This is a genomic window from Enterococcus sp. DIV0724b (genome assembly GCF_050531475.1).
In the GTDB taxonomy this organism is placed as follows: domain Bacteria; phylum Bacillota; class Bacilli; order Lactobacillales; family Enterococcaceae; genus Enterococcus_L; species Enterococcus_L haemoperoxidus.
On sequence record NZ_CP172890.1, the window covers coordinates 1,614,782 to 1,641,099 of the forward strand.

Annotated in this window: 22 protein-coding genes; 20 read left to right on the forward strand and 2 right to left on the reverse strand. The window is 36.2% G+C overall.

Annotated elements, in window-relative coordinates; translation table 11 throughout:
* Window positions 1–44: 44 nt before the first annotated feature.
* The gene (locus IGJ02_RS07470; protein ID WP_430603909.1) at window positions 45–617 is read left to right on the forward strand and encodes a TetR/AcrR family transcriptional regulator; all 573 of its coding nucleotides are present in this window, start codon (window positions 45–47) and stop codon (window positions 615–617) included.
* A 46-nt stretch (window positions 618–663) separates the two neighbouring features.
* On the opposite strand, the gene yidC is transcribed toward IGJ02_RS07470, so the two are convergent.
* Together yidC and IGJ02_RS07480 are read right to left on the reverse strand one after the other, a co-directional pair.
* Window positions 664–1,593 carry a membrane protein insertase YidC gene (yidC, locus tag IGJ02_RS07475; RefSeq protein ID WP_010761210.1) on the reverse strand — a complete coding sequence of 310 codons (930 nt, stop codon included), beginning with the start codon at window positions 1,591–1,593 and terminating at the stop codon, window positions 664–666.
* Between the two features lie 119 nt (window positions 1,594–1,712).
* Window positions 1,713–1,988 (reverse strand): acylphosphatase, encoded by a 276-nt coding sequence (locus tag IGJ02_RS07480; RefSeq protein WP_010761211.1) that lies wholly within the window; start codon window positions 1,986–1,988, stop codon window positions 1,713–1,715.
* A gap of 120 nt (window positions 1,989–2,108) precedes the next feature.
* Between IGJ02_RS07480 and IGJ02_RS07485 the strand changes: the two genes are divergently transcribed.
* The 19 genes from IGJ02_RS07485 to trxA all read left to right on the forward strand — a co-directional run bounded on the left by IGJ02_RS07485 (window position 2,109) and on the right by trxA (window position 26,297).
* Window positions 2,109–2,882: a TrmH family RNA methyltransferase gene (locus IGJ02_RS07485; protein WP_430603910.1), complete on the forward strand. Its 774-nt coding sequence runs from the start codon at window positions 2,109–2,111 to the stop codon at window positions 2,880–2,882.
* 203 nt (window positions 2,883–3,085) lie between these two features.
* On the forward strand, window positions 3,086–3,841 hold the full coding sequence (locus IGJ02_RS07490; RefSeq protein WP_430603911.1) for a carbonic anhydrase: 756 nt from the start codon (window positions 3,086–3,088) through the stop codon (window positions 3,839–3,841).
* A 194-nt stretch (window positions 3,842–4,035) separates the two neighbouring features.
* A complete protein-coding gene (gene rpsB, locus IGJ02_RS07495; protein ID WP_010761214.1) occupies window positions 4,036–4,824 on the forward strand; it encodes a 30S ribosomal protein S2 in 789 nt (262 codons plus the stop codon).
* Between the two features lie 305 nt (window positions 4,825–5,129).
* Window positions 5,130–6,011 carry a translation elongation factor Ts gene (gene tsf / locus IGJ02_RS07500; RefSeq protein WP_010761215.1) on the forward strand — a complete coding sequence of 294 codons (882 nt, stop codon included), beginning with the start codon at window positions 5,130–5,132 and terminating at the stop codon, window positions 6,009–6,011.
* 135 nt (window positions 6,012–6,146) lie between these two features.
* Window positions 6,147–6,869 carry a UMP kinase gene (gene pyrH / locus IGJ02_RS07505; RefSeq protein WP_010761216.1) on the forward strand — a complete coding sequence of 241 codons (723 nt, stop codon included), beginning with the start codon at window positions 6,147–6,149 and terminating at the stop codon, window positions 6,867–6,869.
* Window positions 6,870–6,872: 3 nt separating this feature from the next.
* Window positions 6,873–7,430, forward strand: coding sequence for a ribosome recycling factor (frr, locus tag IGJ02_RS07510; RefSeq protein WP_010761217.1), 558 nt, complete (start codon window positions 6,873–6,875; stop codon window positions 7,428–7,430).
* 229 nt (window positions 7,431–7,659) lie between these two features.
* Complete coding sequence (locus tag IGJ02_RS07515; protein ID WP_430603913.1) at window positions 7,660–9,129, forward strand: ABC transporter permease; 1,470 nt, start codon at window positions 7,660–7,662, stop codon at window positions 9,127–9,129.
* Between the two features lie 12 nt (window positions 9,130–9,141).
* On the forward strand, window positions 9,142–9,816 hold the full coding sequence (locus IGJ02_RS07520) for an ABC transporter ATP-binding protein (RefSeq protein WP_010761219.1): 675 nt from the start codon (window positions 9,142–9,144) through the stop codon (window positions 9,814–9,816).
* On the forward strand, window positions 9,809–11,380 hold the full coding sequence (locus IGJ02_RS07525) for a PASTA domain-containing protein (RefSeq protein ID WP_430603915.1): 1,572 nt from the start codon (window positions 9,809–9,811) through the stop codon (window positions 11,378–11,380). Before IGJ02_RS07520 ends, IGJ02_RS07525 begins: the two co-directional genes overlap by 8 nt.
* A 271-nt stretch (window positions 11,381–11,651) precedes the next feature.
* Complete coding sequence (locus tag IGJ02_RS07530) at window positions 11,652–12,455, forward strand: isoprenyl transferase (RefSeq protein WP_430603917.1); 804 nt, start codon at window positions 11,652–11,654, stop codon at window positions 12,453–12,455.
* Window positions 12,452–13,252 (forward strand): phosphatidate cytidylyltransferase, encoded by an 801-nt coding sequence (locus IGJ02_RS07535; RefSeq protein WP_010761222.1) that lies wholly within the window; start codon window positions 12,452–12,454, stop codon window positions 13,250–13,252. Before IGJ02_RS07530 ends, IGJ02_RS07535 begins: the two co-directional genes overlap by 4 nt.
* A 58-nt stretch (window positions 13,253–13,310) precedes the next feature.
* Window positions 13,311–14,471, forward strand: a complete 1,161-nt coding sequence (locus tag IGJ02_RS07540) for a 1-deoxy-D-xylulose-5-phosphate reductoisomerase (RefSeq protein ID WP_430603919.1) — start codon at window positions 13,311–13,313, stop codon at window positions 14,469–14,471.
* Complete coding sequence (gene rseP, locus IGJ02_RS07545; RefSeq protein ID WP_010761224.1) at window positions 14,468–15,736, forward strand: RIP metalloprotease RseP; 1,269 nt, start codon at window positions 14,468–14,470, stop codon at window positions 15,734–15,736. Before IGJ02_RS07540 ends, rseP begins: the two co-directional genes overlap by 4 nt.
* Before the next feature lie 75 nt (window positions 15,737–15,811).
* A complete protein-coding gene (locus tag IGJ02_RS07550) occupies window positions 15,812–17,524 on the forward strand; it encodes a proline--tRNA ligase (RefSeq protein WP_430603921.1) in 1,713 nt (570 codons plus the stop codon).
* A 314-nt stretch (window positions 17,525–17,838) separates the two neighbouring features.
* A complete protein-coding gene (locus tag IGJ02_RS07555; protein WP_010761226.1) occupies window positions 17,839–22,191 on the forward strand; it encodes a PolC-type DNA polymerase III in 4,353 nt (1,450 codons plus the stop codon).
* A gap of 252 nt (window positions 22,192–22,443) precedes the next feature.
* Window positions 22,444–22,887, forward strand: a complete 444-nt coding sequence (zapA, locus tag IGJ02_RS07560) for a cell division protein ZapA (protein WP_010761227.1) — start codon at window positions 22,444–22,446, stop codon at window positions 22,885–22,887.
* Between the two features lie 17 nt (window positions 22,888–22,904).
* Window positions 22,905–23,453: a CvpA family protein gene (locus IGJ02_RS07565; protein ID WP_010761228.1), complete on the forward strand. Its 549-nt coding sequence runs from the start codon at window positions 22,905–22,907 to the stop codon at window positions 23,451–23,453.
* A 73-nt stretch (window positions 23,454–23,526) separates the two neighbouring features.
* Entirely contained in the window at window positions 23,527–25,893 is a 2,367-nt protein-coding gene (locus IGJ02_RS07570; protein WP_430603922.1) for an endonuclease MutS2, read from the forward strand.
* Window positions 25,894–25,982: 89 nt separating this feature from the next.
* Entirely contained in the window at window positions 25,983–26,297 is a 315-nt protein-coding gene (trxA, locus tag IGJ02_RS07575) for a thioredoxin (RefSeq protein WP_430603924.1), read from the forward strand.
* Window positions 26,298–26,318: the final 21 nt, after the last annotated feature.

Consider the following 26,318-nt stretch of genomic DNA (forward strand, 5'->3'; position numbering starts at 1 on the left):
CATCTGTTAAAATAGTAACGAAATCAACTATAGGTGGCTAAGTAATGGATAAAGAAATGAAAAATACAAGGGCTAAGATCATTCAAGTGGCGACAAGATTATTCATGGATAATGGGTATCAAAGTACTTCAACAAGACAAATCGCGCAGCTGGCTGAGGTGACCCAACCTAATTTATATCACCATTTTAAGAATAAAGAAGAAGTATATGTTGGTGTTATTGAAAGTTTGTTAAGTGATGTAAACGAAGAACTAGTTAAAATTGTTGAAGATGAAACGCTTGAAACGATCAGTAAGTTACAAAAATTTGCTGAGTGTCTGAAAACAAAACATCCGTTTGATTTTGATTTGATGATGCTTGATTTCAGAACCAAGTTGACCAAAGAGACACAATTGAAATTATTTTCACTGTGGAATCAGTCATATAAAGCACCATTACTAAAGATCTTCGAAGAAAGTGATTTTTCTTTGCGTACGGGGGTGACAGCTGAGATTGCAACTACACACTTTCTCAACACGTTATCTCCATATATAAAAACGGAGCAAAGAAGTACGGCTATTAGCATTACTCAAGTTGTCGATTTTTTTGCCTTCGGGATTTTAGCGAATAAAAATTAAAAAAGAACCAATGCAACTATCACAGTGCATTGGTTCTTTTTAGTCGTTAATTTCTGTTTTGTTTCCCAGCATTTCTACCTTTGTTAGAAGCATTTTTTGTAATGGATGCTTTTTGTGTAGTCTTCTCTGCTGTAGGTGTTACATCTTTACGTGGCGTAATAACTTGTTTTGGTGGATTTTGTTTTAATTCTTCTGCTACTTGGGCTTTGATTCTTGGTTTTAAGAATTGATTTGTGATCAATGTTTGGATGCTACTAAAGATCCCGCCGACTACCCAATAGAGTGTTACACCAGCTGGAGAGCTGATTGACATGAATACGATCATCAAAGGTGATACGATCAACATTGATTTCATTGTTTTCTTTTGTTCTTCCGGAATCCCAATAGTAGAAAGATAACCTTGAAGTAAATAAGCCACACCAGCTAACACAACAAATATGATGCTGGGTTGTCCGAGGTTGACACCGAAAAACGATGCATCGCCGATTCCTTTTGTATAACGAGCAGCAAAGAATAAGGCAGAGAAAATTGGCATTTGGATCAATAACGGTAAACAGCCGATACCGCCCATCATGCTCATATTATTTTCCTTGTAGACTTGTTGCATTTCAGCTTGGGCTTGCATTTGTTCTTCACGCGTTGTAGCTTCTTTGACTTTTGCTTGAGCGGCGTCAATTTGAGGCTTGATAGCTTGCATTTTTTCTGTTTGAATCATGCTTTTTTTCGATTGATTCAAGCCCAATGGCATGATGATCAGTCGAACAATGATCGTGATAAAAATGATTGCCCAGCCATAATTCCAATCGAAATTATCAACAAGGTATGTAATGGCACTGCTCATTGGTTTTACTAATAAATTATAGATGATACCTTCGCCAGTAGGTTGACCATCTGATCCTGTTTTTACACATCCAGATAAAAATAGGACTAGGGTGAATAGGCCAGAACTCAGCAGCCACTTATTTAATTTTCTCATTCTATTCTTTCCTTTTCTAAAAAATTTGCACAATGTTAACTATACTTGAAAAAGCGTTTTTTTTCAATGAAAATTAGAAGAATCCGACTCAAGACTGAGTAAGATTCTTCCTATATAAATTAATTTGTAACTTTGAAGCTAGTATATTCTTCTATAAGAGGATCTTCTTGAATATCGACATACGTCACTCGCCCAGCTGGACTGGGAGAATCTTTGATTTTTTGGATAAATTGCTGGATTACTTGATCGTCTCCTACAGATTCAATTGAGACTGAACCGTCATCTTCATTTCTGACAGTGCCATGTACCCCTAGTTCATCAGCAACCATTTTAGTCATATAACGAAAGCCAACACCTTGAACTCTACCTTGTACATTCATACGCACTTTTCTCATCGTTATTCCACCTCACTTTTAATTAAATTAATGATAGCGATTTTTACATCATCTGGCAAGTAAAGTAGTGATTGTTTGATTAGAAAAAATCATGGTATAATAATCAAGCGAGGTGTAAAAATGAAAGAAATTTTATCAACAAAAAACACAACAATCAAAGAATTTAAAAAATTACATAAAAAAAAGTATCGAGAGGAAAATCAGCAGTATATGATCGAAGGGTTTCATTTAATCGAAGAAGCTGCTAGGGCTGGGGCTAAAATTGAGTGGATTCTTTTTAACCAACGTGGAAAGACAGAATGGTCTGACTGGTTGGAGACACAACCTGAGAATTTGTTTATCTATGTTTCAGAAGAGGTCCTTGAATCATTGTCAGAATTACCAACGCCGCAAGGGATGATTGCGATCGTTAAAATGCCAGACGATAAGAAAAAAATAGATTTATCAGGTGGCTGGTTGCTTTTAGATAATGTGCAAGATCCAGGAAATGTAGGGACGATGATCCGAACTGCTGATGCTGCGGGACTTTCTGGTGTGATCCTAGGTGAGGGGAGCTCAGATATTTATAGTACGAAGGTATTGCGGGCTATGCAAGGAAGTAATTACCATTTACCTGTCATACGAAAACCATTAGCAGAAGTTATTGACAGATTTAAAGAGGCGAAGGTGCCAGTTTATGGAACGGAGTTAAATCCAGAGGCTGTTGCTTATCAGCAAATAACGAAGAGCGAACAGTATGCGTTGATTATGGGGAATGAAGGACAAGGTGTTGCTGCTAAATTTTTAGAGAAGACTGACAAGAATATATATATTCCGATCAAAGGAGCAGCTGAATCTTTAAATGTAGCAATTGCAGCGGGAATTTTAATGTACCATTTACAAAATAATGACTGAATAAAAAAGGAAGACTGAGACAATGCTTGAATCTGTACGCATGTGTTTCAGTTTTTTTGCGATTGTATTTAAAATTATATACTATACCACTCCGATATACGATATAATGATTGAGCTTGCAACGGCATTGATACGGACAATATCTACTTTTGTATCTTAACATAAGCTTTAGCAAGACAGAGTTGAAAGAAGGTTACGACAATATGAATAAGAAGTTACTTATACCAGTGGTGTTTTCATCATTATTATTTGTAACAGCTTGCACACAACAAGCTAGAACTAGTGAAAGCTCTATACATAGCAAAGAGAGTACTCACCAAAAAGAAGCAGGTCATTTTCAATACGACACACAAGAAAGTTGGCAACAAATATCTGGAAAGATGCAATCACCAATTGATATCGCTCTTTCTTCAGTTGAAAAAATGAATGATGGCGGTACTATTAAGTTAGACTATAGTTCCAAAATCACTAATGCTGAAAACAACGGGCATAGTATTCAAGTAACAGATTCGGGTACCGCGACAATCAATCAAAGAATCTTTTCATTGACACAATTTCATTTCCATGCTGAAAGCGAACATACGATAGACGGAAAACACTATCCGCTAGAAGCACATTTCGTGAATCAAGCACAAGATGGAAGGATGGCTGTTATTGCTGTATTTTTTGAAGAGGGCAGTGAGAATAAAGGATTTCAAGAAGTGCTTGATGATGTGTCCGATGGCAAAAAAACAGCGATTTTAGACATTCAATCAATGTTTCCTGAAAATAGAAGTTATTATCATTATTTAGGTTCATTAACAACGCCCCCGTTAACTGAAAATGTTGAGTGGTATATTTTTAAAGAACCTGTACAAGCATCAAAAGACCAAATAAAAAAATTTCAAAGGTTTTATGAACATAATAATAGAAATACTCAATCATTGAATGATCGGGTTATTCTTGAGCACGATGAATAATCAAATAAAAATAACAAAAAAAGTATTTAATTATGTTGAAATCATTTAGATAGTATTGTATAATAGACAACGGTGCTAAAACACTAAATCCACATCCGGATTCGATTTATAAGGCGGTGCTACTTTTAGTAGTTCCTTATGAAAATGAGAACTGGAGAGGGAACAAATAAAAACCAAATTGGAGGAAACAACCCATGGCAGTAATTTCTATGAAACAATTACTAGAAGCCGGCGTACATTTTGGACACCAAACTCGTCGCTGGAACCCAAAAATGAAGAAATACATCTTCACAGAAAGAAACGGAATCTACATCATTGACTTGCAAAAAACAGTTAAATTAGTAGATGCTGCTTACGATTACATGAAAAATGTTGCTGAAGATGGCGGCGTTGCATTATTCGTAGGAACTAAAAAACAAGCACAAGAAGCGATCAAAGACGAAGCAATTCGTTCAGGTCAATACTTTGTAAATCACCGTTGGTTAGGTGGAACTTTAACTAACTGGGATACTATCCAAAAACGTATCAAACGTTTGAAAGATATCAATAAAATGGAAGAAGATGGTACTTTCGAAGTTCTTCCTAAAAAAGAAGTTGTTGGTTTAAACAAACAACGTGAACGTCTTGAAAAATTCTTAGGTGGTATCGCTGATATGCCTAGAATTCCAGATGTAATGTACATTGTTGATCCTCGTAAAGAACGTATTGCTGTTCAAGAAGCACAAAAATTGAACATCCCAATCGTAGCGATGGTTGATACGAACTGTGATCCAGATGAAATCGACGTAGTGATTCCATCAAATGATGATGCAATTCGTGCGGTTAAATTAATCACTGCTAAAATGGCTGATGCTTTCATCGAAGGAAACCAAGGTGAAGATCAAGCTGTAGAAGAAATCTTTGTTGAAGCAGCACCAGAAGCGGCAACTTCAATCGAAGAAATCGTTGATGTTGTTGAAGGCACAAACGATTCAGCAGAATAATATGAAATAACGGAGCTGTCTCGAAGGCTAGGCGAAAAAAGCCTGATTCTCCTTTGAGATAGCTTTTTTAAAACGAATTTTACAATTAAACTATCTGTGATTAAAAGCATCACATTCATATTTCTCTATTTTTCAATAGAGTCTAATCGAGCTCATTCAGCTTTTAAAATTATATAGCTATGTAGGGTAACCTTTCGGAAAAAAGATAAAAATGGAGTGAGACAAAAAGTGTCTCAATCAATTTTTCCTTTTCAGTCAAGGTTAAACGAGCCTGCTACGCTTTCAAAACTTAGGAGGAACAAAAAATGGCAGATATTTCAGCAAAATTAGTTAAAGAACTACGCGACATGACAGGTGTCGGTATGATGGACGCAAAAAGAGCGTTAGTAGAAGTAGAAGGTAACATGGAAGCAGCTGTTGATTACTTACGTGAAAAAGGTATGGCTAAAGCAGCTAAGAAAAATGACCGTGTTGCAGCTGAAGGTTTAGCAAACGTTGCTTCAAACGGGAACTTTGCAGCAATCGTTGAGGTAAACTCTGAAACTGACTTCGTTTCTAAAAACGAAATGTTCCAAGATTTAGTTAAAAAAATCGCTACTGAAATTGCGACAAACAAACCAGCTAACATGGAAGAAGCTTTAGCTCTTAAAACAGATAAAGGAACTTTGGAAACTGAATTGATTGAAGCAACAACTGTTATCGGTGAAAAGATCAGCTTCCGTCGTTTCGAATTAGTAGAAAAAGACGATAACGCTGCATTCGGTGCTTATTTACACATGGGTGGACGTATTGCTGTATTAACTGTACTTGAAGGTACAACTGACGAAGAAGTTGCTAAAGACGTTGCGATGCATGTAGCAGCAATTAATCCTCGTTATGTAAATGAGTCACAAATTCCTCAAGAAGAATTAGAGCACGAGAAAGCTATTCTTTCTGAACAAGCATTAAACGAAGGCAAACCAGCAAATATCGTTGAAAAAATGGTTGTTGGACGTCTAAATAAATTTAAAGCTGAAATTTCATTAGTGGATCAACCATTCGTTAAAGATCCAGATATGACAGTTGAAAAATACGTGTCTTCTAAAGGCGCAACAGTTAAATCATTCATCCGCTTTGAAGTTGGCGAAGGAATCGAAAAACGTGAAGACAACTTCGCAGACGAAGTAATGAGCCAAATTAAAAAATAAATCTGTTGCTTATGTAACAGTTGGGAACGCATTGAGATGCGCTCCCTTTTTTTAAGCAAATCAAAAGAAATACACTGGCAGAATGTTCAGAGTATGTTAAAATGTTCTTAGACAAATGGTGGAGGGAAATTAAAAATGGTAAAACCTAAATATCAACGTGTTGTATTAAAGTTAAGTGGCGAAGCTTTGGCCGGAGAAGAAGGGTTTGGAATTAAACCTCCAACAATCAAAGAGATTGTAGAAGAAATAAAAGAAGTTCATGAATTAGGGATTGAAATGGCAATTGTTGTTGGCGGCGGAAACATCTGGCGTGGACAAATCGGTGCTCAAATGGGGATGGAACGTGCCCAAGCTGATTATATGGGAATGCTAGCAACAGTGATGAACGCTTTAGCTTTACAAGATACATTAGAAAATTTGGGAGTTCCAACACGCGTCCAAACATCTATCGAGATGCGTCAAATCGCAGAACCATATATTCGCCGTCGTGCAGAGCGACATTTGGAAAAAGGTCGTATTGTTATTTTTGCCGGCGGAACAGGAAATCCGTATTTCTCAACTGATACAACCGCAGCTTTACGCGCGGCTGAAATCGATGCAGATGTGATCTTAATGGCTAAGAACAATGTTGATGGAGTGTATTCTGCTGATCCTAAATTAGATGCAAATGCGGTCAAATTTGAAGAATTGACACATTTGGATGTGATATCAAAAGGTTTGCAAGTAATGGATTCAACAGCAAGCTCACTTAGCATGGATAATGATATTCCACTAGTCGTTTTCAACTTAAACGAAACAGGTAATATTCGTCGTGCATGTCTTGGTGAAAATATTGGAACAACCGTAAGGGGGAAATAAAAAATGAGTGGAACTGTATTAGCAACAGCAAAAGAAAAAATGAGTAAAGCAGAACAAAGTTTACAACGTGAACTTGGTCAAATTCGTGCAGGACGAGCTAATGCGAGTCTTTTGGATCGGATTCAAGTAGATTATTATGGTGCACTTACACCAGTTAACCAACTTGCTGGAATCAATATTCCAGAAGCCCGGGTTTTAATGATTACACCTTTTGATAAAAATTCACTTGAAGATATCGAAAAAGCGATTCAAGCTAGTGATATCGGAATTAGTCCGACAAATGATGGTACTGTAATCCGTTTGGTGATTCCACAATTAACGGAAGAACGCCGTAAAGAATTAGCGAAAGATGTAAAAAAAGCCGCTGAAAATGCGAAAATTGCTGTTCGTAACATTCGTCGTGATGCTATCGATGAATTAAAGAAACAACAAAAAAACAATGATATCACTGAAGATGAGTTACGTAATTTAGAAAAAGAAGCTCAAAAATTAACTGATGATAGTGTGAAAAATATCGATACGATCACATCAGAAAAAGAAAAAGAACTTTTAGAAGTTTAAAAATAATAAAATAAAGAAGCAGGAAATCAAAACTTTCATTAGTTAGATTTCTTGTTTTTTTATTTTTTATAAATAATTGTTATTTTAACGATATAAAGAACTTTGAATATAAAGATATAATCTATAGAAATTGTAAGTTTAGCCGAGAGTGCTAAAAAACAACTTGTTAAACCTTAAACGTTATGGAATAATGATATTAGCTATATTTTTATTAAAGGGGGATGAGAACGTGAATTTTATTAAACGTGCATTATGCAGTGTTACTAGAAAAAAAGGGAAGTCACTCATTTTATTTGCAGTGATATTTGTATTGGGAAATGTTATCGCAGGATCAATCGCGATACAGCAATCTACACAAAATGTTGAAAAAAGCGTGAAAAAGCAATTAGGTGGTATGGCAACACTAGAAATTGATTATGAAAATAATCAAGAAGAAGTCATGAAAGCAGGTAGTGATATTGAACAATTAAAAGTGGACTTAATCAAAAAAGTTGGTGAGTCTCCTTACGTAAAATATTATGATTATAATGCTAGTACTTGGGCTGATACAAAAGAGTTAAAGAGTGTCGTTGCAGATTCAGAGCAATTTGGTGGCATGGAAGGATTTTCTTTAAAAGGCTCAAACTATTCTAAAATATTAGATGTAGAGGAAAGCAAAATTAAACTAGTCAACGGCAAGGTGTTCACCCAAGAAGATATCGACAATGGAAAGAATGTCGGATTGATTTCTTCGAAAGTTGCAGAAGAAAATGGGTTGTCAGTTGGAGACCAAATGGTTATGGATATGCGAGGAAATGATTTTAGTGAAGATGGTAATAATAAAGAGTTATTTAAGATAGATGTTCCTATTCAAATTATCGGAATTTTTGAACCGACAACAGTTGAAATAAAAGATAAAGAGAATAAAAAATCAGAAGAACAAAACATGAATCAACAATTTATGTCAATGCAGCAAATCAATACGATATATCTACCAAATAAAACAGTATTGGAAATAAGTAAAAATTATCTTGAAGAAATGAAAAAAGTAGCGCCAGATAGTCATTACTTTGAAGGATCAGAAGAGAACAGTGGTGAATATTATACACCAATCTACGTATTGAAAACGCCTGATGATGTAGACGCATTTAAAGAAGAAACACAACCTCTGTTACCTAAATTATATACGGTAAAAGCTTCAACGGATCAATACGAACAAATTGGCGGAAGCATGAAAAAAATGTCTCAAATTTCTGGGTATGTGGTCATGATTGCCGTTATAGCAACATTACTGATTATTTCACTTGTTGTTCTATTATTTATGCGTGACCGTAAACACGAACTAGGTATTTACCTGTCATTGGGAGATAAACGTAGCCATGTTATGGGACAAATCATCATTGAAATGTTGATAATAAGTGGAATTGCGTTGATTCTGTCATTGATCACGGGTAATTTCTTAGGAAAAATGGTATCAGAATCACTATTGAATAGTGATATTTTAAACAATACAAATGATCAAATGAATATGTTTATGGGATTTGACGGGTTAGGTTCAACCGAGCTTACAACGGATGACATTATGAATGCCTATGAAGTGAAGTTTTCATTGGGCTATATCGTTACGTATTTAGTTGTTGGATTAGGAACGGTATTGTTAGCAGCAATTTTGCCATTGTTGTATATCGTTCGTTTAAATCCAAAGAAAATTATGATGTAAGGGGGAAGAGAAATGGCAATTTTAGAAACTAAAAATCTTAGTTATTTTTACCAAGATGGTGATCAGCGTCGCTTCATTTTAAAAAATACAAATGTTTCTTTTGAACAAGGAAAATTTTATACTATTTTAGGACAATCTGGTTCAGGAAAAACCACTTTTCTTTCCTTGATTAGTGCTTTGGACACGCCAAAGGAAGGCGAAGTTTTATTGAATGGAAAAGATATTAAAACAATCGGTTATGAAAAGTACCGTCGTGATGAAATCAGTATTATTTTTCAGAGCTATAACTTAGTTCCTTATCTGACAGCGCTAGAAAATGTTTTAGTTGCAATGTCAATTACAGACAACGAACTTCCGCCTAATCAAAAAGAAGTTGCCTATAACCTTTTAGATTATATTGGGATTACAAGTGAAAAAGCAGATCGACTTGTGAATCAGCTTTCTGGTGGTGAGCAGCAACGTGTTGCGATTGCTCGAGCTTTGGCAACAAATGTCGATATTATCTTAGCTGATGAACCGACTGGGAATTTAGATGAAGGAATGGAACAAGAGATTGTCGATATTTTTCAAAACCTTGCCAAAGTGCATAACAAGTGTGTCATTGTTGTGACTCACTCAAATGATATCGCTGAGCAATCTGATGAGACCTATTACCTGAAAAAAGGTGTGTTAAAAAAGTATGAGTGATTTTCTATCAAATTTCAGCGGGGATAATTACGAAAAAACTCGCCAAGAAAAAATGGAACAAAAGCATAAAGTAGATAAAAAAGAACCAACAAAGACCAAAAAATCAGGGGAGCAATTAGCAAGTAAAGAACAATCAATTAAAGAGATAAATAGTAATGTTTCATACGGCCCCAAAAATAATTCAGAAAACGTAACTCAATCTATTCAAGAGGGGAAAACGAACTCTAAAAGTGTTTCTGAAATAGAGAATTCAGAAGAGTTAATCTACACAAAAAAACGTAATAAAAAGAAAAAAAATGAATCAGTCAAAACAGAAGAACCTGTTGTCGAAATACCAGTGAATCAGTCAAAAAATCTTGAAGAAGTGATTGAAACTGACCCAACTTACAAAAAGAAAAAAATAAAGAAATTTGGTTATATTGGATTAGGTTGTATAGTAGCCATATCATTATTCTACTTTGGGTATTATCAACTGACTCATGTAAAAGTACCAGATTTTGAAGGGAAAGAGCTGTCAGAGGTTCGCCAATGGACGACAGAAAATGGTGTGAAACTTCAAGTTGAGCAAAAATATGATTTTGCGAAAGAGGCAAATGTAATCATACATCAAACCGTTAAAAACAAGAAAATCAAAAAAGGGAAAGAGCTAGTTGTAGATGCTAGCTTAGGAGCAGATCCAGAAGAAGCTGTTTCATTACCAGACTTCAAACCAATGAAACTTAAAGAGGCGAAAGGCTGGATAAGTGAACAAAAAGCTGACAATTTAGCGATAATCGAGGAATACAGCGATACAATACCAGCGGGAGATTATATAAAGTTTGAAATAACAAATAAAGATGTAAAGGCTGAAAATTACAAACGTAAAGACAAAGCTAAACTTTATTACTCCAAAGGAAAAGAAGTCTTTGAAAAAGATATTCCAATGCCTGATTTTGCTGGAAAGACAAAAGAAGAAGCAACTGAATGGGCTAAGAAAAATGACATTACAGTAAAAATTGAAGAATCCGATTCTGATAAAGTTGAGAACGGAAAAATTATTTCACAAAGTATTGGAAAAGATACGAAAGTAGCAAAAAGAGAGTCAATGACGATTACAGTTTCAACAGGGAAAGCGTTGATAGTACCTGATTTTTCACAGTTTACAGCAGAAGAAGCAGAGTCAAAAGCGAATGGATTACAAGTACAAGTGAAACAACTATTTAATGACGAGGTTCCTTATGGGAGATTTATTAGCCAATCGGTAGAAATTGGTAAAAAATATACGGAAAAAGACGAAAAACCTGTGATTCAAGTTGTGTATTCATTTGGAAAACCTTATATTAAAGATTTGCGGGACAATACTTTAGAAGGTGATCTACAAAAGATTTTCTATGACGAATATCAATCTAAAGGAGCTAACATCACTTATCAAGTTTATTATGTTGATTCAACAGTAACGAAAGGAACCGTTGTTAAAATGAGTCAATATAATGAATTTATTCCAAGTAGTTCAGTTGTTCAGATTGGCATTAGTAAAGGGAATTTAAAGCCAGAAGAAAACAAGCCTTCTCAAAAGGAAGAGTAATCTGATTACCAAAGTCGTTAAAAAAGAGTTACTTTTTAGAAAGTGAAGCAAAACGATAGCCAGTTTTGTTTCGCTCTCTTTTTTTGACTTTGAGGTATAATATCAGAAAATGACAAAGTTTATAGCATAGATTAAGCGTGATTTGCATGTGGATTACACAGTTTAGACATTAAAATTATTAAATAATACCGAAATCTTTCTATTTGCATAGGTTTTTTTGGAAGATATTGTTATAATAGTCTAGACAGATTTTTGGAATGGAGGGAAAAATATGTTACGTTTTTTTCCACAAAAGAATAAATACATACAAGAAGAAGGGACTTTTACTTTTAATAGTAAAGGGCCAATCCCAAAGCATGTGGCAATAATTATGGATGGTAATGGCCGATGGGCTCAAAATCGACGTTTACCTAGAATTGCTGGCCATAAAGAAGGAATGAATACGGTAAAAAAAATCACGAAACATGCGAGTAAATTAGGAATAAAAGTCCTGACTTTATACGCATTTTCTACCGAAAACTGGAAGCGACCAACAGATGAAGTTAGCTTTTTAATGCAGTTGCCAGTCGATTTTTTTGATACATTTGTACCTGAACTAATCAAAGAGAATGTGAAAGTCCATGTTATGGGCTATAAAGAATTTTTGCCAGCTCATACGCAAGATGCGGTAGAACGTGCCATTGAACAAACAAAAGAGAATACTGGTATGGTTTTAAATTTTGCTTTAAACTATGGTTCACGAGCTGAAATCATTACAGCGGTCAGAGAAATTGCTGAACAAACAGCTAGCAGTGAACTTTCCCCAGAAGACATTACGGAATCGACTATTGCAGATCATTTGATGACAGGCTTTTTAACAGAAGAATTAAGAGATCCAGAATTATTGATCCGAACGAGTGGGGAAGAAAGAATTAGCAACTTTTTACTTTGGCAGATTGCCTACAGTGAATTGTTTTTTACAGAAGCTTTGTGGCCTGATTTTAATGACCAATTATTAGAAACTGCCTTAGCATCGTTTCAAAATAGAAATCGTCGTTTTGGCGGCTTAAAGGAAACAGAGGAGGAAGATAAATGAGACAGCGCGTTATTACAGCAGCGGTAGCATTAGTCGTTTTTATACCAATTATTTGGTACGGGGGATTTGTGATTGAGTTAGCGGCAGCGATACTGGCAGTCGTAGGAGTTTATGAATTATTTAGAATGAAAGGTCTGGAAATAGCTAGTTTTGAAGGGGTTCTTTCAGCTTTAGGAGCAGTACTATTAGTTTTGCCAAAAGATCGTTGGTTTTTCTTTTTACCTGAAAAAGCTGATAATTTTATTTTATTTTATCTAACGGTCATGATTTTATTAGGTGGTTTAGTTGCTTCTAAGAATATGTATACCATCTCTCAAGCTGGATTTCCTGTTATAACTAGTTTGTATGTGGGTGTTGGATTCCAAAATTTTGTGAGTGCTAGAGATGCTGGTTTCGTTGTTTTGTTATATGCTTTATTTGTTGTATGGGCGACAGATATCGGTGCCTACTTCATAGGCAAACGCTTTGGAAAAAGAAAATTATGGCCAGAAGTATCACCTAATAAAACGATTGAAGGGTCGTTAGGCGGCATTCTTTGTGCTGTTGTTGTAGCTTTCGTATTTTTGATGTTAACACCTAACAAAGAATTATTTGTTTATAACTTACCAATTATGTTGATCATAACAGTAGTCTTTTCAATTGTTGGACAATTTGGTGATTTAGTTGAATCATCTATCAAACGTCATTACGATGTAAAAGATTCTGGTACTATCTTACCAGGTCATGGCGGCATATTAGACCGTTTTGACAGTTTACTTTTTGTTTTTCCAATTATGCATTTATTCGGACTATTTTAATTTCTAAACAAGAAGGGAAGGTAAAAAACTCTGAATGATCAGGGTTTTTCTTTTTACTATGAAAAAAATCGCATTATTAGGAGCCACAGGTTCAATTGGTACAAACACAGTAGATGTTGCTACAGCATATCCAGAGCTATTTCAAATTGTTTCGCTAACATTTCATTCAAACAGTGAAAAAGGAGCAGCTTTGATAAAGCAATTGAAACCAAGATATGTAGGTGTGGGCTCAGAACGAATAAAAAAAGAATTAGTAGACCGCTTTCCAGAAGTCGAGTTCGGTGTGGGTGAAGAGGGTCTGATAAAAGCGGCAACTCTTGAAGAGGTGGATGTCATATTAACGGCGGTTACTGGAAGTGTGGGGTTAAATCCTACAATGGCTGCTATTGAAGCAGGTAAAGACATCGCATTGGCAAACAAAGAGACCTTAGTAATGGCAGGTAAATGGGTCATGGAAGCAGCCAAAAAAAATAATGTCAGTATATTGCCTGTCGATAGTGAACATTCAGCGATTTTTCAATGTCTTGATGGTCAAGCACAAGGGAACTTAAAAGAGTTGGTGATCACAGCATCCGGAGGTAGCTTTAGAGATTTGACACGAGTTGAGTTAGAATCTGTTACTTTAGAACAGGCATTGAATCATCCAAATTGGTCAATGGGGAAGAAAATTACGATAGATTCTTCTACAATGATGAATAAAGGGTTAGAAGTTATCGAGGCCCATTGGTTATTTGGGACGGATTATGATAAAATAAAAGTTGTTTTACATAAAGAAAGTATCGTACATTCAATGATTGTGTTCACAGATGGTGCCTACTTAGCCCAATTAGGACCAAGTGACATGCGCGAACCGATTCAATACGCGTTGACGTATCCAACTCGTTTACCAATCAAAAATGAGCGAGCATTTGATTTAACTCAGATTGGTCAATTGAATTTTGAGCCAATGGATTATGACCGTTTTCCCATGTTGGCATTAGCTTTTTATGTTGGAAAAAAAGGTGGAGCGTATCCTACTGTCTATAACGCGGCAAATGAAGTTGCAGCAAATTCATTTATAGACGGAAAAATTTCATATTTGCAAATCGAACATTTTGTTCAACAAGCAGTTGAAAACTATCAAGAAACTACCGAAGTCACTTTGAAAGAAGTGATCGAAATCGATAAACAAACAAGAACTATCGTAGAAAGATGGATAAAGGAAGAAGGTCGGTTATGAAAACAATCATTACATTTATTATTGTCTTTGGAATTCTTGTCTTAGTGCATGAATTTGGACATTTTTTCTTCGCAAAGCGTTCTGGCATATTAGTACGTGAATTTGCGATCGGTATGGGGCCGAAAATTTTTGCTCACCAAGGAAAAGACGGAACAGCTTATACCATTCGAATCTTACCAATTGGCGGTTATGTAAGAATGGCTGGTATGGGGGAAGACGAGACAGAGTTGGCCCCCGGAATGACTCTTTCTGTTGAGTTAAATGAACAGGAAGAAGTCGTAAAAATCAATACAAGTAAAAAAGTTCAATTAACTAACAGTATTCCAATGGAAATGTTGGAAGCTGATCTGGAAAGAGAATTATTCATCAAAGGGTATGTCAATGGTAATGAATCTGAAGAAATCACTTATAAAGTAAACCATGATGCAACGATCATTGAACAAGATGGTACAGAAGTTCGTATTGCACCGATTGATGTGCAGTTCCAATCAGCAAAACTTTGGCAACGTATGTTAACGAATTTTGCTGGACCTATGAACAATTTTATTTTAGCCTTTGTGTTGTTTACGATCTATGTCTTTATGCAAGGTGGTGTAACATACACAAATACTAATCTAATCGGTGGTATTCAAGCAGATAGCCCAGCAGAAAAAGCTAGTTTAAAAGCAGATGATCGAATTGTTTCAATCGACGGAAAGTCAGTCAATGATTGGAACGATTTCACAAAAATTATACAAGATAGTCCGGGAAAAGAATTGAATTTGATGGTGGAATCAAGTGGAAAAACCAGAGAAGTCGATATAACCCCGAAGAGCCAAAAATCAGGCAAACAAGAAATTGGTGTCATTGGTATCTTGCCACCGAAGAAAACTGGATTAGCGGATAAACTACTTGGTGGAGTTCATGAAACAATCAATAATTCTATGCAAATCTTCAAAGCACTAAAATCATTGTTTACTGGATTTAGTTTAGATAAACTTGGTGGCCCAGTAATGATGTTCCAGATGTCTTCAGAAGCGTCTAAAGCAGGATTAAATACGGTGATTTGGTTAATGGCTATGTTATCAGTTAATCTTGGGATCATTAATCTTTTGCCGATTCCAGCATTAGATGGCGGTAAAATCGTCTTAAATATTTTAGAAGGTCTTAGAGGTAAGCCTTTAAGTCAAGAAAAAGAAGGGCTGCTAACACTCATTGGTTTTGGGTTCATCATGTTATTGATGGTGCTAGTGACGTGGAACGATATTCAACGCTTTTTCTTTTAAAGTAAATTATTGGATTTTAAGACGAATCACTTGAGGAGATTCAACCACAATTCGTTTAAACAAAGGAGAGTTCTAATGAAACAGTCAAAAATGTTAATCCCAACTTTACGTGAGGTGCCAAATGATGCAGAGGTATTAAGTCATCAAATGTTACTGAGAGCAGGTTATATTCGCCAAGTCTCAGCGGGGATATACTCTTATTTACCACTAGCGAATCGAGTACTTGAAAAATTAAAGAAAATCATGCGAGAAGAATTCGATAAGATCGACGCAATAGAAATGTTAATGCCAGCATTACTACCAGCAGAATTATGGAAAGAGTCTGGACGTTATGAAACATATGGACCAAATCTTTATCGTTTAAAAGATCGCAATGAGCGTGATTATATTTTGGGTCCAACCCATGAAGAAACGTTTACGGAATTAATTCGGGATGAGGTAAATTCATATAAACGTTTACCACTTAACCTTTATCAAATTCAAACAAAATACCGTGATGAAAAACGTCCGCGATTTGGTTTGTTACGAGGGCGAGAATTCATTATGAAAGATGGCTATTCGTTCCATGCGGATGAAGAAAGTTTAGACCAATCATACCGTGATTATGAAAAAGCCTACTCAGCAATTTTTGAACGTTGCGGCTTGAACTTTAGAGCAATCATCGGAGATGGTGGCGCTATGGGCGGTAAAGATTCTAAAGAATTTATGGCGATTTCAGACATTGGTGAGGATACGATTTGCTTTTCCACTGATGGAGATTATGCTGCTAACTTAGAAATGGCAACAAGCTTATATACTCCTAAAAAATCACATGAAACTCAATTAGACATCGAAAAAGTAGCAACTCCAAATGTTGGATCAATCGAACAAGTTGCGGCATTTTTCAATGTTGAGCCTCAACGTATCATTAAGTCTGTCTTGTTTATGGCTGATGGTGAACCTGTCTTGGTTTTAGTTCGCGGAGATCATGAAGTGAATGATGTTAAGCTGAAAAACTTCTTGGGTGTTGATTTCTTGGAAGAAGCAACAGATGAAGATGCACGTAATTATTTAGGCGCAGATTTTGGTTCAGTCGGACCAGTTGAACTTTCTGAAGAGGTTAAATTGTTTGCAGATCTTCACGTTCAAGATTTAGCCAATGCAATTACTGGAGCGAATGAAACAGGTTACCATTTAAGCAATGTTAATCCAGGGCGTGATTTCACACCAACTAGTTATGAAGATTTACGTTTTGTTCAAGAAGGCGATCCTTCACCAGATGGAAATGGCGTTTTAGAATTTACTAAAGGGATCGAAATTGGTCATATCTTTAAACTAGGAACTCGTTATAGTGAAGCAATGGGTGCAACAGTTTTAGATGAAAACGGCAGAGAAAAGCATGTTATCATGGGGTGTTATGGAATTGGTGTCAGTCGTTTACTTTCAGCAATTGTTGAACAAAATATTGATGAAAATGGGATTAATTGGCCAGCAGGTATTTCGCCATTTGATTTACATGTTGTTCAAATGAATATAAAAGACGAATATCAAATAAAATTAGCCCAAGAGGTTGAAGAAGTGATGTCAGCGGCTGGTTATGAAGTTTTAGTAGATGATCGTAATGAGCGGGCTGGTGTAAAATTTGCTGATGCAGATTTGATTGGCTGTCCAATTCGAATCACTGTTGGTAAAAAAGCAGTTGATGGCGTGGTAGAAGTGAAAATTAAACGAACTGGAGAAATGGTTGAGGTTCGAAAAGAAGAACTCGAAAGCACATTATCTATTTTATTGAATACAAACAAAGAGTAAATCTGAAATATCTACGAAGTTGATCACAGATCAGATTTCGTAGATATTTTCTTTTCGCTGGCAGCTAAGAAAAATGAGTATAAGGGACGCAGTAGAGTTTTTGTTTACATTGTGTTTCATCAAAAAAAATAGTATACTTAACTGTGGCGAGGCACTTGGCAGAAATGTTTAAGGGCCTCTTTCTTATCAAGATACCCAGTTAAAAGCGGGTGGTTTTTTAATATAAAAGCTAGATTATTAGGGAAACTAGAATTGGACTAGTTCAGTCTGAGCGAAATGAGTTCGCTGCGCTTTTACTATAAGGAGGTTTATTAGTGGAAGAAAAGGCACAAGAGTTATTTGCAAAATTAGTTGATCAAATTCAATTAAATGAACAAGAGCGGCAGCATCCACTTATTCAACAAGGAAGAATTGACAAAGTAGTCGTTCATCAACAGAGTCGCTTATGGGAATTTCACCTAGGATTTACTGAGATTTTACCTGTTATGTTGTATCAATCATTTATCCAACAATTAGAACTTTCTTTTCAGCAAATCGCAAGTGTAACTGTAAAAATTACAGCTGATAAAAGCGAATTTACAGAAGAGCAATTGAGAGACTATTGGCAGCTAGCATTATTGAATGGTCAATGTGATACACCTCTCGTTCAGCGTGTGATAAAGACACAAACACCAATTATTGAGGATAAAAAAATTATTTTGCCTGTCGACAATGAAGCGGTTATTCCTTATTTAAAACAGCAATATTTGCCGATTATTGAAGAGTTGTATATTCGTTATGGTTTTCAAAAATTTCATATCGAACCTAAAATGGATGAACAGCAAGCTAAACGCGTGTTGGCGTTATTTGAAGAACGCAAACAAGAACAAGACGCTGCTTTCCAACAACAAGCTGCCGAATCGCTAATCAAACATGAACAAAAGAAAAAACAACAACAGCAACAAGGACCAGCGCTTGAAGGACCGATTCGTCTTGGGCGAAATATACCAAATGATGAACCAATCATGCCAATGGGCAATATTTTAGAAGAAGAAAGAAGAGTTACAATCGAAGGTTTTGTCTTTGATGTAGAAGTGAGAGAGTTACGTTCTAAACGAAAAATCTTGATTTTAAAGATTACCGATTACACATCATCGTTCATCGTTAAAAAATTCTCAAATGGTGAAAAAGATGAACAAATCTTTGATGCAATTCAAAAACATAGTTGGGTTCGTGTTCGTGGCAGTATTCAAGAAGATACCTTTATGCGTGATCTAGTGATGAACTGCCAAGATTTGATGGAAGTCAAACATGCACCACGTAAAGATTATGCACCAGAAGGCGATAAACGTGTCGAACTTCATTTACACAGTAATATGAGTACAATGGACGCAACAAATAATGTGGCTGATTATGTTGCTCAAGCTGGAAAGTGGGGACACAAAGCGATTGCAATTACCGATCATGGTGGAGCGCAAGGCTTTCCGGATGCGCATAGTGCAGGAAAAAAAGCTGGAGTTAAAATTTTATATGGTGTGGAAGCCAATGTGGTAGATGATGGAGTACCGATTGCGTATAACGAAGCGCACATTGAATTAAGCGAAGCAACTTATGTCGTATTTGACGTGGAAACAACTGGACTTTCAGCTGTCTATGATACGATCATTGAGCTTGCAGCGGTTAAAATGCACAAAGGAAATATTATCGATACGTTTGAACAATTTATTGATCCGGGGCATCCATTATCCCAAACAACAATTAATTTAACTGGGATTACAGATGAGATGGTACGTGGATCAAAATCGGAGGAAGAAGTTCTACGTTTATTCAGAGAGTTTTCAAAAGATACGATTCTTGTTGCCCACAATGCATCATTTGATATGGGCTTCTTAAATACGAGTTATGGAAAATATGACATCCCAGAAGCAGAAAATCCTGTTATTGACACATTGGAATTATCTCGTTATTTACATCCGACATTTAAGAGTCATCGGTTAAATACGTTATCTAAGAAATTTGGTGTTAACTTAGAACAACATCACCGTGCGATCTATGATTCGGAATCAACTGGACATTTATGTTGGATCTTTTTAAAAGATGCTAAAGAAAATCATGATATGAATTATCATGATGAATTGAACATGCATATTGGAGAAGGCGATTCTTATAAACGTGCTAGACCCTTCCATGCAACGATTTTGGCAACGTCTCAAGCTGGTTTGAAAAATCTTTTTAAATTGATTTCAATGTCTAATATCAATTACTTCTTCAGAATCCCTCGAATCCCTCGTTCTCAACTAAGTAAATTACGGGAAGGACTGATTATTGGTTCAGCCTGCTCCAATGGTGAGATTTTTGAAGCGATGATGCAAAAAGGGGTAGAAGAAGCTAAAAATCGCGCCAAATTTTATGATTATATTGAGGTCATGCCAAAAGCTGTTTACGCACCACTGCTTGAGCAGGAATTAGTAAAGAGCGAAGCTGATTTAGAAGAAATCATTAGTAACTTAGTAAAAATCGGAGACGAGTTAGAGAAACCAGTTGTCGCTACTGGAAACGTTCATTATTTAAATGAAGAAGACAGTATTTATCGTAAAATTTTAGTGGGTTCTATGGGTGGCGCTAATCCGTTGAATCGTCATAGTTTACCAGCAGTTCATTTTAGAACAACAGACGAAATGCTGACAGCCTTCCAATTTTTAGGGGAAGAAACAGCACATCGAATCGTTGTAGAAAATCCTAATGCTATTGCTGATATGTGTGATGAAATCACACCCGTCAAAGATGATTTATACACACCAAAAATTCCAGGTTCAGAAGATGAAATTAGAAACTTAAGTTACACTCGTGCAAAAGAACTTTATGGAGATCCATTGCCTGATATTGTTGAGAAGCGGTTGAAAAAGGAATTGGATAGTATTATCGGAAACGGGTTTTCAGTTATCTATTTAATTTCACAAAAATTAGTGCATAAAAGTATGGAAGATGGCTATCTAGTAGGTTCCCGTGGATCTGTGGGTTCCAGTTTTGTAGCCACGATGACAGGGATTACAGAAGTCAATCCTTTGGCGCCGCATTATCATTGTATCAACTGTAAGCATTCTGAATTTTTTGAAGACGGATCATACGGTTCTGGTTTTGATATGCCTGAGAAAAATTGTCCAAATTGTGGCCAACGATTATTTAAAGATGGTCATGATATTCCGTTTGAAACCTTTTTAGGATTCCATGGAGACAAAGTACCCGATATCGATTTGAACTTTTCAGGAGATTATCAAGCTGAGGCGCATAATTACACGAAAGTTTTGTTTGGTGAGGAATATGTGTATCGCGCTGGAACGATTGGTACTGTTGCAGATAAGACTGCTTATGGATTTGTGAAAGGCTATGAACGTGACCATAATCTTCATTTTAGAGGAGCCGAAGTGGATCGCTTAGCAAAAGGTTCTACTGGTGTTAAACGAACGACTGGACAACATCCAGGGGGAATTATTGTTATCCCTGATTATATGGATGTTTACGATTTTACACCGATCCAATACCCAGCAGATGACCAAAATTCTGAATGGAAAACGACTCACTTTGATTTCCATTCAATCCACGATAATATTTTGAAACTCGATATTCTAGGACATGATGATCCTACCGTTATTCGGATGCTGCAAGATTTATCTGGAATCGACCCTAAAACAATTCCAACAGATGACCCTGAAATGATGAGGATTTTTGCTGGACCAGAAGTCCTTGGCGTGACACCAGAGCAAATATATTCGAAAACAGGTACTTTAGGTATTCCAGAGTTTGGAACTCGTTTTGTACGAGGCATGCTAGAAGAGACACATCCATCAACTTTTGCAGAGTTACTGCAAATATCTGGACTGTCTCATGGTACCGATGTTTGGCTAGGGAATGCTGAAGAGTTGATTCGCCGGGGGGAAGCGACACTAGCCGAAGTTATTGGTTGTCGGGATGATATCATGGTTTACTTGATCCATGCAGGTTTAGATAGTGGTATGGCCTTTAAAATTATGGAAACAGTGCGTAAAGGGCTTTGGAATAAGATACCAGATGAGTTAAGAGAAGAATATTTGACTGCGATGAAAGAAAATAATGTACCGGATTGGTATATCGATTCTTGTTCGAAAATCAAGTATATGTTCCCGAAAGCTCATGCGGCAGCTTACGTTTTAATGGCGTTGCGTGTGGCGTACTTTAAAGTATATTTCCCTATTTTATACTACTGTGCTTATTTCTCAGTTCGTGCTGACGATTTTGATTTAGTCGCGATGTCACAAGGGAAAGAAGCAGTGAAAGCCCGAATGAAAGAGATTCAAGACAAAGGTCTGGAAGCCTCTACGAAAGAAAAAAACTTATTAACTGTTTTAGAACTTGCTAACGAAATGATTGAACGTGGTTTTAAATTTGGCATGATTGATTTATATAAATCAGATGCTGAGAATTTTGTGATTGATGGTGATACATTGATTGCACCATTTAGAGCTGTTCCTAGTTTGGGACTAAACGTAGCGAAATCAATTGTAGAAGCAAGAGATGAACCGTTCTTATCTAAAGAAGATCTTGCAAGTCGAGGAAAAGTATCAAAAACATTGATTGAGTATATGACTGAAAATGGTGTATTGAAAGATTTGCCAGATGAAAATCAACTATCATTGTTTGATATGCTATAAAAAATAATGGAATGCATGGAGTAAAATCTATGTGTTCCATTTGTTTATTTTTATCGTTTTTTTAAGTGTAATAATTTGCATTCAAAAAAGTCTTTTTAAGTAAAAATCTAATAAAAGTTGTAATAATAACACTAGACCTTTAATTTTTCTATTTAGTAGCATATAATAAGAAAGGGTTTATTTGAGAACACACAATGATAACTTTCATGGTACAATAGCATGTAATGGATCACTACAGGAGGGAACACTATCATGGTCAAAGAAAAAACAAGATATAAAGCTGTGATTGCCGATCATACGTATACGATCATCGGACAAGAAAGCAAACAACATATGGATTTAGTAACGAAATTGGTTAATGAACAATTAGCTGAACTCAAACATATTTCACCACAAACAAACGATGAGCAAGCATCTGTTTTGTTAGCAATCAATGCAATTTCTGATCAGCTGAAAAAACAAGAAAAAGTGCTTAACCTAGAACAAGAAGTAGCTGAACTAAAAAAACGGACAATTAGATTAGCAGAACTTGAAAATCGTATCAAACGTATCGAAGCAATCGAAGAAGAAGCAAGAGGCGTTTTAAAAAAGAACGGCCAAGAAGATGTAGAAATCCATAATCATATGGAAGCACAACAGATTTTAAACGAAAACCGTAAACAACAGATCCAAAGTAAAAGCACTCAAGACCAATAATCTGAGAGGATGACAGGATGTTAACTTTATTCATTTTATTACTATTAGCCATTGGCTTTTATACAGGCGCAAGACGCGGATTGATATTACAAGCTTTATATACATTTGGTTATCTTTGTTCTTATTTTATAGCTAAAACGTATTATAAGAGTTTGGCCTCTCATCTAGAATTGTTCATCCCGTATCCTTCACCAACAGCTGATACTAAATTAGTTTTTTTCAATCAAGAACTTACACTTGATCTTGATCAAGCTTTTTATGGTGCGATAGCTTTTTTACTTATTTTGGCAATAGGTTGGTTAGTCGTGCGATTTTTGGCTATCTTTGCTCATGGATTGGTCTTTGTACCCGTATTAAAACAAGCTAATTGGCTAGCTGGCGGATTAATAAGTTTAATTGTTATTTATATCGGAGTGTTTTTAGTATTAAGTACGTTATCGATGTTACCAGTTGATGCTGTCCAAAAACAATTTGAAAATAGTGGATTAGCAAGGTATATCATTAAAGACACACCGATTTTTTCTAAGCAAATCTATCATTTGTGGATCGAGCAGATGATCAAATAAAAATTCATGCAACAGGTACGAGTTGGTCATTAAAACACTCGTAATAAGTCTTACAAGAACAGAAGGTGAAAAAATGAATACACGAATTTTAGCAACATTAGGTTATGATAAGGTCAAACAGTTGATTTCTCAATATGTTGTGACAGCCCAAGGGGCAGAAGAAATAGAGCTTCTAGTTCCAGTAAACGATGCAACGAGCATTCAGTCTTGGTTACAAGAAACAGAAGATGGGATGAAAATTCAGCGTTTACGTGGAGGAATCCCTATCCCCAAGTTAGAGAATATTCGCCCTCACATGAAACGAATTGAAATTGGCGCTGACTTGAACGGCCTCGAATTAGCACAAGTTGGACGAGTATTGTCAACGACGTCTGAAGTTATTCGTTTCTTTAATGATTTACAGGATAGTGAAATCGAGTTACTGAGACTTTATACATGGATCGAGCAATTAATTGTTTTGCCTGAATTGAGTCGTAGGCTGAAAGAGTCGGTTGATGAGGATGGACGAGTTACGGATGAAGCATCGCCAGAGTTAAAAATCATTCGAAATAATATTCGTAGAAGTGAACAGACGATTCGTGAACAATTAGATGGCATCGTTAGAGGGAAAAACGCCAAATATTTAAGCGATGCAATCGTAACGATGAGAAACGAACGCTATGTAATTCCAGTTAAACAAGAATATAAAAGTGTTTTCGGCGGAGTAGTACATGATCAAAGTGCATCAGGTCAAACGTTATTTGTTGAACCAAAACAAATTGTTGATCTGAATAATCGCTTGCGCCAACATCAAATCGCAGAGCGCAATGAAATTGAACGGATTTTATCAGAGTTATCGGCTGAATTAGTTCCACACCGAAATGATATTATGCATAATGCTTACGTTATCGGTAAGTTGGACTTTGTAAATGCCAAAGCTCGTTTTGGTAAAGAATTGAAAGCAATCGTTCCAAAAATTAGTGCAGAGAATCATATTTATTTCAAACAAGCGAGACATCCGTTACTGGATCAAGAAAAGGCTGTTCCAAATGATATCACTATTGGAAAAGACTATCAGGCAGTGGTTATCACTGGTCCTAATACGGGTGGTAAGACAATTACGCTTAAAACATTAGGGTTATTGCAATTAATGGGACAATCCGGATTACCGATTCCGGCGGGTGAAGAAAGCCAAATGGGCATTTTCGATGAAGTCTTTGCTGACATTGGCGATGAACAATCTATTGAACAAAGCTTGAGTACATTTTCTTCTCATATGACGAACATCGTTGATGTGTTGAAAAAAGTAGATAGTCATAGTCTGGTGTTATTCGATGAATTAGGTGCGGGAACGGATCCTCAAGAAGGAGCAGCACTAGCCATTTCGATCTTAGATGCGTTAGGGAGTAAAAGTGCTTATGTGATGGCGACAACCCATTACCCTGAATTGAAAGTGTATGGTTATAATCGTGCAGGTACAATCAATGCTAGTATGGAATTCGATGTGGATACCTTAAGTCCAACTTACCGCTTATTAATCGGTGTTCCAGGACGCAGTAATGCATTTGAAATCTCAAAGCGACTAGGATTAGAGACGATAATCATTGATGAGGCAAAACACATCATGGATGGTGAAAGTCAAGATTTAAATGAAATGATTGCTGATTTAGAAAATCGTCGTAAAATGGCAGAAACTGAGTATCTGGAAGTTCGTCATTATGTAGAAGAAGCAGAACGGCTGCACAGAGAATTGAAAGAAGCATATGGTTACTTTTTTGACGAACGTGAGAAAGAAATGGCAAAAGCTCGAAAAAAAGCAAACGAACTTGTTTCGCAAGCGGAAGAAGAAGCAAACGTTATTATTTCAGATATTCGCAAAATGCAGCTGAGCGGTACCAACCAAGGTGGTGTAAAAGAACATCAGTTGATTGATGCCAAGTCAAAACTTTCACAACTTCATCAAGAAGAAGCGCATTTGGAAAAAAATAAAGTGCTTAAAAAAGCCAAAGAACAAAAGAAATTAAAATCAGGTGATGAAGTCATCGTCAATACGTTTGGACAACGTGGGACATTGATTCGTAAGTCTAGCGAGAATGAATGGCAAGTTCAATTAGGTATTTTGAAAATGTCAGTTGATGAAAGTGATATGACACCTGTTGCGCCGGAAAAAGAACCAACACAAAGAGTAACGGCTGTTCGTTCAAGTGAAAGTAGTCATGTAGCAAATCAATTAGATTTACGCGGGAAACGCTATGAAGAAGCATTGGCAGAAGTGGATCAATATTTAGATGCAGCAATTTTAGCAGGTTATCCTCAGGTCACGATCGTTCACGGAAAAGGAACTGGTGCTTTACGTACAGGAATAACTGATTACTTAAAAAATCATCGTAGTGTGAGTAGTTATGAATTTGCGCCAGGGAATCAAGGTGGTAATGGCGCTACGATTGTAAAATTCAAATAGAATGCTTACCTTTAGTAAGCAGGAAATTAGTAGAATGAGTAAACGAGTGCTATAATTAATTCAGATATAAAAAGTAGGAGGTCTACAATATGACACAAGTAATTACTGATAAAGATTTTTCAACTGAAACAGATAACGGTCTTGTATTGATCGATTTTTGGGCAACATGGTGTGGCCCTTGTCGCATGCAATCACCGATTTTAGAACAATTAAGTGAAGAATATGATGAAAGTGAAGTAAAAATCACGAAAATGGATGTAGATGAAAATCCAGAAACACCTGCTTCATTTGGAATCATGAGTATTCCAACATTACTTTTGAAAAAAGATGGTGAAGTTGTAGAAAAAGCTGTAGGTGTTCACTCTAAAGAACAATTACGTACATTGATTGACAAACATCTGTAGAATTAAAAATAGGATGGAGAG